Genomic DNA, 13,608 nt, shown 5'->3' with positions numbered 1-13,608 from the left:
CGGCCTCAGCGCAGCGCGGCGGTTCGCATGACGAACGACGTCGTCTCGATCTTCGCGGTCGCGCTGCCCGAAAAACTGTCGCAGGACAGGCCTTGCATCGGATCGTCGCTGAAGCCCATCGCGACCACGGCGTGCGGCTTGACGAAATAGGCGCGCATCTCGGCCATGTCGAGTTCGCCCATCAGCGTCACCGACATCGCGCGGCTGGCGCTCGGCGACAGCATCGCGATCTTGAGCCAGATGCTCTCACCCTTGGCGGCGGAGAGCCGGGTCGCGGTTGCGATCATCCCGTCGGTGCTCTTGCCGACGACGGTGTTGATCTCGGTGGCCGGGGCGGCATTGCGGGCTGCGGACACCGGACGCACGCCGCGCGGGATCGGCGCGGAGGCGGTGACGACATTGGCGCGGTCAACCGGGGAGGCGGCCGGCGCGTAAGCCAGCGCCTGAAGGGTTGCGCTGGCGACGCTTGCCGTGGCTTGCGGCTCGGTGGCGGCGGCAAGCGCCTGACGGGCCTTCAACGCAGCCACCTGAGCTGGCGTCGCCTGCTGCGGCGTGGCAGGGGCATCCCAGAAGCCGCGGGCGTTGATGATGTCGGCCGGAGTCTCGAGCCTGCCGGCAGCCGGCTTGTCAGCCACGGGCGCGGGCTTCGGCTTGGGCGGTGCAACGAGCTGCGCGTCGGCCGAGGCGAGCTGGATCGTCGCGGCGACGGACGGCTTGGCGCGCGGCGTCGGCACCGGATCGGCGGGCTTTGCTTCGGCAGGCTTGGCTGCGGCGGCGACCACGGTCGGCTTGGCGGCCGGGGCGGGAGCGCTCTCGTCGTCCTCGTCGCTGCCAGCTGCCGGAGCGGATTTGCTCTTGAAGAGAGCAGCGAAGAAGCCCGGCTTGCTGGCGTCATCGCCGTCGCCACGTCGTTCGATGTCGGCCTTGGCGAGTTCGTAACCCTTCAGCGGCACGCCATCGGTCGGGACGTGGACCGTGCGTCCGTCCGGGAAGACGCGGACGAGCTGGTCATGTGTCATCCGCGGCCAGTGCCTGATGTTGCCGGTGTCGAGATGCACGAAGGGCGAGCCGGAGGTCGGATAGAAGCCGACGCCGCCGCGCTGGAGGCGGAGGCCCGCGAAGCGGATCTGCTCCAGCGGCACGCCCGGAATGTAGAAGTCCATCGCATGGCCCAGCATGTGCTGGCTGAAGCGCGCCACGCCCGTATGGGCGGAGCGGCGGCGGAGCATCGCGTTGGTGGCGGGGGAGCGATAGGAGGAGATGATCTGGATCGGCTGCTTGCCGTCGACGTCGCGATAGACTTCCCAGAGGATGTCGAACAGGTGACGGTCCATCACCGTCTCGTCCTGGGTGCGCCAGTCGCGCAGGAAATGATTGAGCGTCTTCAGCGCGGCTTCGTCGTAGCGGCCATCGCGCTTGAAGGTGACGGTGAGGTCTTCGCCGGAATGGGTGTGGTGGAAGGAGAGCGTCTTGGTTTCGTTCAGCGCGGCTGCGTTATGAACCGAACCGGCAGCCGCAAGCAGCACCAGCGAGGCGAGGCCGATCCGAGATCCGACCTTCACACCCGCATGGGACAACGACACCGCAGCAATTTGGCGTGCGAAACAAGCCAGCACGTATGAGCCCACCCAGTCGACGAGCGTTCAAATGGACTCTCCCGCCAACCCCGTTAGCGCGCGAAAGAGGGTGAACGCTTTCTTAAAGCGAGAAGGTTAATTCGAGGTTGACCTTCCCGCCCCCAAACCAAGTCAGACTACAATCCTAACCGGTTGACTGTGGCGAAAAAACGCCGGCCGCCGGAACCCGAGTGGCGAATGGTTAACGTTAAACGACCCCATCCAGGGGATGGGGTCGCTGATTTCGTTGGAAAATTTTCGAGTTTCAGGGCTGGCCTGGTTTAGCGGGTGAACACCCGCTGCTGGGGCCGACGGCCGACCGGAGCCGGCGGCTGGGCAGGGGCCCCACCGCCGAAAAGCCGCTCGAAGAAGTTCGGGCCGGACGAGCCGAAGCCGCCGCCATTGTTGGCTATGGCCACGCCTGAAGGCAGCGTCGTCGCCGGACGCGAATAGCTCGGCTGCGAGTGGGCCACGACCGTTTCGAGATCCTTGCCGCGGCTGTTCTTCAGGATGTTGATCATGGTGGCGTCGCGACCGTAGACGTCCTTGCGGAATTGCAGCTTGCCGCCGTCGTCCACGAACGCGGTCTGGTAGGTGATGTTGACCGGGATCGGGGTCGGGAATTTCAAGTCGACCTCGCCCGAACCGTACATGCTGCGCACGCGCTCCGGCGTGTACTTCTCGTTCGGCATGGCGATGTTGAGCAGCACGGAGGCGTACTGGTCAGGATATTGAACGCGCATGCAGCCGTGGCTGAACGCACGCTCGTCCTTGGCGAACAGGTACTTGTCCGGCGTGTCGTGCTGATAGACCAGGAACTTGTTCGGGAAGTTGAAGCGGATGCGGCCGAGCGCGTTGGCTTCGCCGGGCGGCTGCGAGATGTGCACCGAACCGTCGCGGTTCTGCTCGAGCTTCAGGCCCATGCGCTGAAGCACGGTCGGATCCTGCTGGAGCGCCGGCAGATATTCGCCATAGACGATCGACGGCGGCACGTTCCAGGTCGGGTTGACCGTGATGTACTTCATCGTCTCGGTCAGCAGCGGCGTTGCGTGCTGGCCCGGCTTCCCGGTGACGACGCGGGTGGTCCAGACCTGCTGGCCGCGCTGCATCACCTTCAGCGTATAGTCGGGAATGTTGAGGATGACGTAGGCGTCGCCCAGCGAGGGAACGCCGAGGTCGCGCGGCAGCCAGCGCCAGCGCTCCATGTTCACCAGCACGGTGTCGATCTGCCTGTCGCGCTTCGGGCTGTTCAGCGCCCTGACCGTCTTGTCGTCGAGGATGCCGGTCGCCTTCATCTCGGCGCCGTCCTGGAATTTGCGCACGGCTTCGGCGACCGTCGCGTCGTAGTGGTCGTCGCTGGCGTTCTCGGTGACGCCGAGCTTGGCGCGGAGCTGCGGCACGCGCGAATCCTGCACGACGATCTCAGCCTGCTTCTTGCCCTTGGCCGGCGTGTATTTCAGCGCGGGGCCGTCGGCGATCTCGATCACCGGGCCGTCGCCCTGGCCACGGAGCTTCGCGAGCTGCGCCTTCAGCTCCTTGTAGAGCTTCTGCGGCGGGTTGTAGCTGTCGAGCGCAGCGGAGGCGTCGGCTGCCGTCGTCACCTTGGTGAGCACTTCGTTGGGATCGACCGGATGCTCGGGATAGAGGATGTCGGCGCTGACCTGGGACCAGTGCATGCGGCCGCTCTGCGCCTGGCGCGCATAGTCGAACATGCTGGCGGTGAGTTTCAACTCGGCGTCGGCGAGCGCATCGGGCGTCGTGGCGGCGGCGAAGTCAGGCACCGGATAGTCGGCGGGATTGAGACCGTCGGAGGCCGCATCCTTCAGCCGGGCGATCACGCCCTTGGCCGCGGCGGTCAGACTGCCGGCCTGGGTCCAGATCGGTGCAAAGTCGCGGGCGCCGTAGAATTTCTCGACGGCGGCGCGCTCGTTCTTGCGGTCGAAATGGCGCGAGGTCTTGGCGCCGATGATGTCCTTGAGCTTGTCGGCCACCGGCTGGTCGGCGGCGGGGACGTTGCTCGCCGCCTTCACCGGCTCGGTGGCCGGAGTTGCTGCTGCCGCCGCAGGTGCTGCGGGAGCCGCCGCAGGCGCGGCCGCGGTGTCAGCCTTGGCAGGTTCAGCTTTGGCAGGCTCCGACTTGGCCGCTTCAGATTTGGCAGGCTCGGCCTTCGCGGGTTCGGTGGTCGCCGTCTCGCTCTTCGGCGCGTCGGTTGCGGGCGTCGTGGCGACGTCGGAGGGCTTGGTCTCGACCTTGTCGGGAGCCGGCGCTGGAGCAGCTTCGGCCTTCACGGGTTCCTTGGCCGCATCCTTCGAGGCGTCCTGCACCGTGGCGGTGGTGTCGAGCTTGATGTCGGAGGCGGTCGGGGGCGGGACGTTTGCAGGCTCAGGGCGCGGGATCGCGGCTTCGATTGCAAGTTCGGCGGCGCTGCTGCGCGCTTGATCCTGTGCCAGCGCCGAGCCGGCCGATACCGTGAGGAAGGTCGCCGCGACCGTCGCCAAAACGCGGTCAAAGCCTGCACGGTGGTTCAAACAGTCACGCATTGTGTCGCACCCCTTGGGTGAACTGTCCCTCGTGGAACAGCTTTCGTTATCGCCAAATTGAGTTTCGGCTAAACCGCGCCGGCCTCTCGAAAGTTGCACGCCTGCACGCAACGATTCATACGCAGACGATATACAGGCCCCGTTTTTGCAGCTAGCGCTACTCCGGGAAACTCACGACAAACTGACTTCAAGACAGCCCGTTTGCAACGGATTGTGCGGTTTCACCGCGCGCTTTTCCCGGTGTCTGTCACTTCCAAGTCACGGTTTCGGCCACAGCCGAATTTTGCCGTAATTCAACGGCTTGCGGGCGCATCGGCATCTCGCACGAACCTCCGTTCGCATCAGGCTCAGTGCGTCTCCTCGTCGCTTTTTCCGCCATGTCCGGGAACCCCGGCTTCGTCGAGTTTGCGGTACAGCGTGGACCTGCCGATTTTGAGCCGACGTGCCACCTCGGACATCTGTCCGCGGTAGTGCGAGATCGCAAAGCGGATGATTTCGTTTTCCATGTCCTCCAGCGGGCGGACGTCGCCGGTTGGCGTCAACATGGAGAGGGATCCTGCCATGGGCAGCGGCGCGATGGGTATTTCGCTACCCGATACCACTGAGGGCGCTGCGATCGGCTCGATCATCAGCGGCGCAGTCGGAATTTCCGTCACGGAATGCGGATGCGAGGCCAGCTGCGGGAAATCGTCCAGACCGAGCTGGTCGCCCTCGCTCATCACCACGGCGCGGTAAACGGCGTTTTCGAGTTGGCGGATGTTGCCCGGCCAGTCGAGCTGGGCGAGATGCGCCACGGCCTCGCCAGAGACGCCGGAGATCGAGCGGTTCTCCTCGGCGGCAAAGCGCGCCAGGAAGTGTCTGAGGAGATGCGGGATGTCCTCGCGCCGGGCCCTGAGCGAGGGGATCGTCAGCGGCAGCACGTGCAGGCGATAGAACAGATCTTCGCGGAAATGACCCTGCTTGACCCGCTCCAGCAGCTTGCGGTTGGTCGCAGAGACGATGCGGACATCGACCTTCACGGGCTTACGGCCGCCGACGGCCTCGACGGCGCCTTCCTGGAGCGCGCGCAGCAGCTTGACCTGCGCGGTCAAGGGCAGTTCGCTGACCTCGTCCAGAAACAACGTGCCGCCATGGGCCTCGAGGAATTTGCCGGTGTGCCGTTCGGTCGCGCCGGTGAACGCGCCCTTCTCGTGGCCGAACAGGATGGACTCGACGAGATTGTCGGGGATCGCACCGCAATTGACCGCGACGAACGGCTTGGCCTTGCGATCGCCACTGCCATGGATGGCGCGCGCGAACATCTCCTTGCCGACGCCGGACTCGCCTTCGATCAGCACCGGGATCGAGGAGTTCGCCGCCTTTTGCGCCGCGTGCATCACGCCCGACATCGCTTCGGCGCGGGTGATGATGTCGGAGAAGGTCAGCCGTCCCTCGCGGCTGTGACGGATGCGCTGCAATTCGCCCTTGAGCGCGGATGCGTTGAGCGCGTTGCGCAGAGAAACCTGGAGCCGCTCCAGGCCGACCGGCTTGACCACGAAGTCGGCCGCACCGGCGCGCATCGCCGAGATCACGTTGTCGATGCCGCCATGGGCGGTCTGCACGATGACGGGAACGCTGAGGCCAGCCTCGCGGATTTTCGACAGCACACCCATGCCATCGAGGCCGGGCATCACGAGATCGAGGATGACTGCGTCGATCGCCGGCGCATCGGGGGCGGTGAGGGTAGCGATCGCGGCGTCGCCGGACTCGACGACGATCGTCTCATAGCCGCATTTCTGCACCATGTTCTCGACCAGACGGCGGGCTACGGCATCGTCGTCGGCGATCAAAATACTGGCAGCCATGGTGCTCCCCGCACGCTACTACTATCTGTCTCGAATCGGGTCACTCTGGCCGAAGCCGATTAACGCACTCTTAAACCTTGATGCCCCCGCCCGCCGCAGCGCTTGTTGAACACAGGTTTCCCACACAATGACTTCGCGCTCCAAGAACGCTCTTAAAAAGCCCGCTCTCCGCAAGGCCGCTACCAAGACGTCCGCCGCCAAGAAATCCGTCGCCAAGAAATCCGCCGTCAAGGCAAAACCCTCCGCAAAGCCGGTGAGCAAGACAGGCAAGCTTCCGGAGTGGAACCTTGCCGATCTCTATTCCGGGATCGATGCGCCGGAAGTGGCGCGCGATCTCAAAACGATGGATGCCGATTGCGTCGCGTTCGAGACGGACTACAAGGGCAAGCTCGCAACAGGCACAGCAAACGAAGATGGCGGAAAATGGCTCGCGGGAGCCGTGCGACGCTATGAGGCTATCGACGATCTCGCCGGCCGTCTCGGCTCCTACGCCGGTCTCGTTCACGCCGGCGACAGCGTGGACCCTGCGATTTCAAAGTTTTACGGCGACGTGTCGGAGCGGTTGACGGCAGCGTCGACGCATCTGTTGTTCTTCGCGCTCGAGCTCAACCGTATCGATGACGATATTTTGAACCGCGCGATGCAAGCTCCGGAGCTCGCGCATTATCGTCCGTGGATCGAGGATCTGCGCAAGGAGAAGCCGTATCAGCTCGACGACAAGCTCGAGCAGCTGTTCCTGGAGAAGGCGCAGACCGGCTATTCCGCTTTCAACCGGCTGTTCGACCAGACCATATCAAGTCTTCGCTTCAAGGTCGGCTCCAAGGAACTGGCGATCGAGCCGACGCTGAATTTCCTGCAGGATCGTGACGGCGCCAAGCGCAAGGCCGCGGCGGAAGCGCTGGCGAAAACCTTCAAGGCCAACGAGCGCACCTTCGCGCTGATCACCAATACCCTCGCCAAGGACAAGGACATCTCGGACCGCTGGCGCGGTTTCAAGGACGTCGCGGACTCCCGCCATCTGAACAACCGCGTCGAGCGCGAGGTGGTGGATGCACTGGTCGCCTCGGTACGGGCAGCCTATCCAAAACTGTCGCATCGCTACTACGCGCTGAAGGCGAGGTGGTTCGGCAAGAAGAAGCTCGCTTATTGGGACCGCAACGCGCCGCTGCCGTTCGCCGCGACCGACACCATCGGCTGGCCCGACGCGCGCAACATGGTGCTGACGGCCTATCGCGGCTTCTCGCCTGAGATGGCCGACATCGCCGAGCGCTTCTTCACCGACCGCTGGATCGATGCGCCGGTGCGTCCGGGCAAGGCGCCGGGCGCCTTCTCGCATCCGACCACGCCGTCGGCGCACCCCTATGTGCTGATGAACTACCAGGGCAAGCCGCGCGACGTGATGACGCTCGCCCATGAGCTCGGTCACGGCGTTCACCAGGTGCTGGCGGCGAAGAACGGCGCGCTGATGGCGCCGACGCCGTTGACACTGGCGGAGACCGCGAGCGTGTTCGGCGAGATGCTGACCTTCCGACGGCTGCTGGCGCAGACCAAGAACGCCAGGCAGCGCCAGGCGCTGCTCGCCGGCAAGGTCGAGGACATGATCAATACCGTGGTGCGGCAAATCGCGTTCTATTCGTTCGAACGCGCGGTCCACACCGAGCGCAAGAACGGCGAACTCACCGCGACGCGGCTCGGCGAACTCTGGCTGTCGGTGCAGGGCGAGAGCCTGGGACCGGCGATCGAGATCAAGGCCGGTTACGAGAACTACTGGATGTACATCCCGCACTTCATCCACTCGCCGTTCTACGTCTACGCCTATGCCTTCGGCGATTGCCTCGTGAACTCGCTCTATGCCGTCTACGAGAACGCGGCCGAGGGCTTTGCCGAGCGCTATCTCGACATGCTCGCCGCCGGCGGCACCAAGCATTATTCCGAGCTGCTGCGGCCGTTCGGGCTCGATGCCAAGGACCCGAAGTTCTGGGACGGCGGGCTCAGCGTCATCGCCGGCATGATCGACGAGCTGGAGGCGATGGGCTGAGGGCCGCGGATGCCCGGATTTAGGGCAGGGGCGGTGCGCGGAATCTGTTGAACCGTGGTTCAGCAAAGCCAATTCCGCGCGCCGGATCCGCGATAATCAGGATTCCAAATGAGCCTATTTGCTGGAAAACCGCGCCTCCGTGCCGTTGCCCTGTCCGGCGGTTTAAGGTATCCCAGCCAAAGAATTCGACTTTCGACTGGGGACATCCATGGCAGATCATAGCGAAGTTGCGTACAGCACCGCCGACGGCAATGACTACGTTGCGCACGAGCAGACCTATGAGGGCTTCATCAAGCTGGTGAAGTACGGCACTGCCTCGGTCGCGCTGATCGTGATCCTGATGGCGATCTTCCTCACCTAATTCGACTTCGGCGGCTGCCCACGCTTGCGGCGGCAGCTGCCCACAAAATTTGCAAACAAGCCGGTTCCAAAACCGGTAAGCAACGTTGCGGGAGTAACGCTACTTTTTTGCGCGTGCGCTGTCCCGCGCCGCCGGAGGACCTATGAAGATCGCCGTTGCCAAGGAAATCGATCCGTCAGAGCCGCGGGTCGCGGCTTCGCCTGATACGGTGAAGAAATTCAAGGCGCTCGGCGCCGAGATCGCCATCGAGCCGGGCGCGGGCATCAAGTCGGGCCTGCCGGATTCAGAATTCACCGCGGTTGGCGCCACGGTCAGCGCCGAGGCGCTGAAGGACGCCGACATCATCATCAAGGTGAAGCGTCCCGAGGCCTCTGAGCTGTCGCAGTACAAGCGCGGCGCGCTCGTCATCGCCATCATGGATCCCTATGGCAACGAGGCCGCGCTGAAGACGATCGCCGATGCCGGCGTCTCCGCCTTCGCGATGGAATTGATGCCGCGCATCACCCGCGCCCAGGTGATGGACGTGCTGTCCTCGCAGGCGAACCTCGCCGGCTACCGCGCCGTGATCGAGGGCGCCGAGGCCTTCGGCCGTGCCTTCCCGATGATGATGACCGCGGCCGGCACCGTGCCTGCTGCGAAGGTGTTCGTGATGGGCGTCGGCGTTGCCGGCCTCCAGGCCATCGCGACCGCGCGCCGCCTCGGCGCCATCGTCACCGCGACCGACGTGCGGCCCGCCACCAAGGAGCAGGTGGAATCGCTCGGTGCGAAATTCCTCGCCGTCGAGGACGAGGAGTTCAAGAACGCGCAGACCGCGGGCGGCTACGCCAAGGAAATGTCCAAGGAGTACCAGGCGAAGCAGGCCGCGCTCACCGCCGAGCACATCAAGAAGCAGGACATCGTCATCACCACCGCGCTGATCCCGGGCCGGCCCGCGCCGAAGCTCGTGTCGGGCGAGATGGTCAAGTCGATGAAGCCGGGCTCTGTGCTGGTCGATCTCGCCGTCGAGCGCGGCGGCAATGTCGAGGGCGCCCGAGCCGGCGAAGTCGTCGAGGCCGATGGCATCAAGATCGTCGGCTATACCAACGTCGCCGGCCGCGTCGCGGCCTCGGCCTCCAGTCTCTATGCGCGCAATCTGTTCTCGTTCATCGAGACCATGGTCGACAAGAAAGAGAAGAAGCTCGCCGTCAACTGGGACGACGAACTCGTCAAGGCCACCGCACTGACCAGGGACGGCGCCGTAATCCACCCGAACTTCCAGCCGAAGGTTTAAGGAGAGCCGTCATGGAGCATGCTGCACAGGTCGTCGACCCCTTCATCTTCCGGCTGTCGATCTTCGTCCTCGCCGTATTCGTCGGCTATTTCGTGGTGTGGTCGGTGACGCCGGCGTTGCATACGCCGCTGATGAGCGTGACCAACGCGATTTCCTCGGTGATCGTGGTTGGCGCGCTGCTCGCAGTCGGCGTCGCCAACGTCTCGAGCGGTTCGGGCTGGGCGCGCGGCTTCGGCTTCGTCGCGCTCATCTTCGCCTGCGTGAACATCTTCGGCGGCTTCCTTGTCACCCAGCGCATGCTGGCGATGTACAAGAAGAAGTCTAAGTAAGCGGCCACCTCGGGCTGATGGGATCAATGGGGACCTGAGATGAGCGCTAATCTCTCTGCATTCTTGTATCTCGTGGCGGGGGTGCTGTTCATCCTGTCGCTGCGTGGACTTTCGAGCCCGGCGTCGTCGCGCCAGGGCAATCTGTTCGGCATGATCGGCATGGCGATCGCGGTCGCGACCACGCTGGCGAATCATCCGCCGGCGGACGGCGTGGCCTGGCTGCTCGTGATCGTTGCCATCGCGATCGGCGGCGGCATCGGTGCGGTCATCGCGCGTCGCGTGCCGATGACCTCGATGCCGGAACTCGTCGCCGCCTTCCACTCGCTGGTCGGCATGGCCGCAGTGTTGGTCGCTGCCGGTGCGTTCTACGCGCCCGAGGCTTTCGACATCGGTACGCCCGGCAACATCCATGCGCAGAGCCTGGTCGAAATGTCGCTCGGCGTCGCCATCGGCGCGCTGACCTTCACCGGTTCGGTGATCGCGTTCCTGAAACTGTCCGCGCGGATGAGCGGAGCGCCGATCATCCTGCCGTTCCGTCACGTCATCAACATCGCGCTGGCGATCGCACTGGTCGTCTTCATCGTCGGGCTGGTGATGTCCGGCAGCGCGTTCGACTTCTGGATGATCGTCATCCTGGCGCTGGCGCTCGGCGTGCTCATGATCATCCCGATCGGCGGCGCCGACATGCCGGTCGTGATCTCGATGCTGAACTCATATTCCGGCTGGGCCGCGGCGGGCATCGGCTTCACGCTCGGCAATTCGGCGCTGATCATCACCGGCGCGCTGGTCGGCTCGTCCGGCGCGATCCTGTCGTACATCATGTGCCACGCGATGAACCGGTCCTTCATCTCGGTCATCCTCGGCGGCTTCGGCGGTGAGACGGCCGCTGCCGGCGGCGGTTCCGGTGAGCAGAAGCCCGCCAAGCTCGGCTCCGCTGATGACGCGGCCTTCATCATGAAGAACGCGTCCAAGGTCATTATCGTGCCCGGCTACGGCATGGCGGTTGCCCAGGCCCAGCACGCGTTGCGCGAAATGGCCGACATGCTGAAGAAGGAAGGCGTCGAGGTGAAATACGCCATTCACCCGGTCGCAGGCCGCATGCCCGGCCACATGAACGTGCTGCTGGCCGAGGCCAACGTGCCCTATGACGAGGTGTTCGAGCTTGAGGACATCAACTCCGAATTCGCGCAGGCCGACATCGCCTTCGTGATCGGCGCCAACGACGTCACCAACCCGGCGGCCGAAGAGGACAAGACCTCGCCGATCTACGGCATGCCAGTGCTCCAGGTCTGGAAGGCCGGCACGGTGATGTTCATCAAGCGGTCGCTGGCGTCGGGTTATGCCGGCATCGACAACCCGCTGTTCTACCGCGACAACACCATGATGCTGCTCGGCGACGCCAAGAAGGTCACCGAGAACATCGTCAAGGCGATGTAATACGAGGGGACCGTGGCCCTGAACTAAGAAGTGGCACCGGTCCCATTGCGTGCCGATGAAGCGACGCGTGAGCAGCCCGTCGCATGGCGCGACGCCCATGCCGCGGCGTGCGGCTGCCGCGAGGTCCCCTTGAGTATCCGCGCCAACGTCCTCAAATCGCTCAAGGGGCGCCGCAAGCCCTGAGCGTTGGAATGACCCGGCTGCGATGACATTCCTGAAATGGACCGCCATCATCCTCGTGGCCGGCTATGTCGCCGGCCTTGTCCTGCTGTTCGTCAAGCAGCGCACCATGCTGTTTCCGATCCCGACCACAGAGCGCACAGCGCCGGTCGTTGCGGGATTTCCAGAAGCCGAAGAGCGCGTCCTGACGACATCCGATGGCGAGAAAGTCATCGTCTGGCATGTGCCGGCAAGGCCCGGCCATGCCGTGGTCCTGTTCTTTCATGGCAACGGTGATTTTCTTGCGGGACGCGTCAGTCGCTTCAAGGGCATCACTGCGGACGGCACGGGTCTCGTTGCGTTGTCCTATCGCGGCTACGCGGGCTCGACTGGCGCGCCGAGCGAGCAGGGCCTGTTGCAAGACGCCGCAGCGGCCTACGCCTTTGCGACGGAGCGTTACGACGCAAAGCGCATTGTTGCCTGGGGGTTTTCGCTTGGGACGGGCGTTGCAGTCGCCATCGCGTCCGAGCATCCGGTCGGGAAATTGATTCTGGAAGCGCCCTACACGTCGACGGTGGACGTCGCGGCGTCGCTCTTTCGCTTCGTACCGATCCGCCTCTTGATGCGCGACCAGTTCCACTCGGACCAACGCATCGCGCGCGTGGCCGCGCCGCTGTTGATCATGCACGGCACCAACGATCCGGCGATTCCCATCACATTCGGCGAGCGCCTGTTTGCGCTCGCACACGAGCCGAAGAAACTGGTCCGGTTTCCCGGCGGCGGGCACGAAAATCTCGATAACTTTGGCGCTCTGGAGATCGCGCGAGCCTTCATCAACGGGTCCTGAGGGCTGACGGGCGCGATCTTCTCGCGCATAATCGGCATCCCACCTGGAGGAATCGCCCGAAATGAGTGCACACGGACCGATGCCGCGGTCGTCATGGATCTTTCCCGCTCTGGCGGTGCTGCTGTTTCTGATCGTCACCGCGACCGGCTACGGCTTCGAGATGTCGGCCGGCGGCGGCCTGTTCGCGATCGTCCTGCTGGTGATCCTGTTCGGCACCGTGTTCGCGGCCGTGCACCACTCCGAGGTGATCGCGGAGCGGATCGGCGAGCCCTACGGCACGCTGCTGCTCACGCTCGCGGTGACCATCATCGAGGTCGCACTGATCACCACCATCATGCTCGGTGACAAGCCGGCGCCGGAGCTTGCGCGCGACACCGTCTTCGCGGTCGTCATGATCGTCTGCAATGGTCTCGTTGGCCTCTGCATTTTCATTGGCGGAGTTCGCTACCGCGAGCAGGGTTTTCAGCTGTCTGGCGCCAACGTCTATCTCAGCGTGCTGATTGCACTCGCGACGCTGACGCTGATCATGCCCAATTACACGCTGACTACGCCGGGGCCGATCTACTCGGCACTTCAGCTCGGCTTCGTGGACCTCGTGACCATCGTGCTCTATGGCGTGTTCCTCTACACCCAGACCGTCCTGCACAAGGACTATTTCGTTCATGAGCGGGCGGAAGGCGAAAGCGGAGAGGCCCATCTGTCGGGCAAGATGCTGGCGCTGAGCGTCGCGCTGCTGCTGATCTCGCTTCTGGCCGTCGTGCTGCTTGCCAAAAAATTCTCGCTGGTGGTGGACGCCGTCGCCGACAGGATCGGCGCCCCGCCGGCGTTTGCGGGTCTCCTGGTCGCGCTCCTGATCCTGATGCCGGAGGGGGTGTCCGCGATCGCGGCGGCGCGCAAGAACGACCTCCAGAAGAGCATCAATCTGGCGCTCGGGTCCTCGCTGGCCACCATCGGCCTGACCATCCCGGCGGTCGGGCTCGCCACCTATGTGATCGACCAGCCCCTGGTGCTGGGGCTCAATCCCCAGAACACGGCGCTGCTGTTCCTAACATTCTTGTTGAGCATGCTGACCTTCGGCACCGGCAGGACCAATGTCCTGTTCGGCCTGGTCCATATGGTGGTATTTGCCGTCTACGCGTTCATGGTGTTCGTACCCTGAACCGATTC

Annotated in this window: 10 protein-coding genes; 7 read left to right on the top strand and 3 right to left on the bottom strand. The window is 64.3% G+C overall.

Annotated elements, in window-relative coordinates; all coding sequences use genetic code 11:
• Positions 1-5 precede the first annotated feature (5 nt).
• The 3 genes from JQ631_RS24555 to JQ631_RS24545 all read right to left on the bottom strand — a co-directional run bounded on the left by JQ631_RS24555 (position 6) and on the right by JQ631_RS24545 (position 6,000).
• Positions 6-1,628, bottom strand: coding sequence for a peptidoglycan L,D-endopeptidase MepK (locus tag JQ631_RS24555; protein WP_212330241.1), 1,623 nt, complete (start codon positions 1,626-1,628; stop codon positions 6-8).
• A gap of 269 nt (positions 1,629-1,897) precedes the next feature.
• Complete coding sequence (locus JQ631_RS24550; RefSeq protein ID WP_212330239.1) at positions 1,898-4,156, bottom strand: L,D-transpeptidase family protein; 2,259 nt, start codon at positions 4,154-4,156, stop codon at positions 1,898-1,900.
• Between the two features lie 347 nt (positions 4,157-4,503).
• On the bottom strand, positions 4,504-6,000 hold the full coding sequence (locus JQ631_RS24545; RefSeq protein ID WP_212330237.1) for a sigma-54-dependent transcriptional regulator: 1,497 nt from the start codon (positions 5,998-6,000) through the stop codon (positions 4,504-4,506).
• Positions 6,001-6,127: 127 nt separating this feature from the next.
• Between JQ631_RS24545 and JQ631_RS24540 the strand changes: the two genes are divergently transcribed.
• The 7 genes from JQ631_RS24540 (at position 6,128) to JQ631_RS24510 (ending at position 13,600) form a co-directional block, all read left to right on the top strand.
• Positions 6,128-8,038 carry a M3 family oligoendopeptidase gene (locus tag JQ631_RS24540; protein ID WP_212330235.1) on the top strand — a complete coding sequence of 637 codons (1,911 nt, stop codon included), beginning with the start codon at positions 6,128-6,130 and terminating at the stop codon, positions 8,036-8,038.
• Between the two features lie 208 nt (positions 8,039-8,246).
• Complete coding sequence (locus tag JQ631_RS24535) at positions 8,247-8,399, top strand: aa3-type cytochrome c oxidase subunit IV (protein WP_018317799.1); 153 nt, start codon at positions 8,247-8,249, stop codon at positions 8,397-8,399.
• A gap of 142 nt (positions 8,400-8,541) precedes the next feature.
• Positions 8,542-9,669, top strand: coding sequence for a Re/Si-specific NAD(P)(+) transhydrogenase subunit alpha (locus JQ631_RS24530; RefSeq protein ID WP_212330232.1), 1,128 nt, complete (start codon positions 8,542-8,544; stop codon positions 9,667-9,669).
• 11 nt (positions 9,670-9,680) lie between these two features.
• A complete protein-coding gene (locus JQ631_RS24525; RefSeq protein ID WP_212248738.1) occupies positions 9,681-9,998 on the top strand; it encodes a proton-translocating transhydrogenase family protein in 318 nt (105 codons plus the stop codon).
• Positions 9,999-10,037: 39 nt separating this feature from the next.
• Positions 10,038-11,435: an NAD(P)(+) transhydrogenase (Re/Si-specific) subunit beta gene (locus JQ631_RS24520; RefSeq protein ID WP_212330230.1), complete on the top strand. Its 1,398-nt coding sequence runs from the start codon at positions 10,038-10,040 to the stop codon at positions 11,433-11,435.
• A 205-nt stretch (positions 11,436-11,640) separates the two neighbouring features.
• Positions 11,641-12,441 carry an alpha/beta hydrolase gene (locus JQ631_RS24515; protein ID WP_212330228.1) on the top strand — a complete coding sequence of 267 codons (801 nt, stop codon included), beginning with the start codon at positions 11,641-11,643 and terminating at the stop codon, positions 12,439-12,441.
• Positions 12,442-12,502: 61 nt separating this feature from the next.
• The gene (locus JQ631_RS24510) at positions 12,503-13,600 is read left to right on the top strand and encodes a calcium:cation antiporter (protein WP_212330226.1); all 1,098 of its coding nucleotides are present in this window, start codon (positions 12,503-12,505) and stop codon (positions 13,598-13,600) included.
• Positions 13,601-13,608 lie beyond the last annotated feature (8 nt).

Source organism: Bradyrhizobium manausense (assembly GCF_018131105.1).
GTDB classification, from domain to species: Bacteria; Pseudomonadota; Alphaproteobacteria; order Rhizobiales; family Xanthobacteraceae; genus Bradyrhizobium; species Bradyrhizobium manausense_B.
The sequence above is the reverse complement of the archived record's forward strand: the minus strand, read 5'-3'. Positions and strand labels throughout refer to the sequence as shown.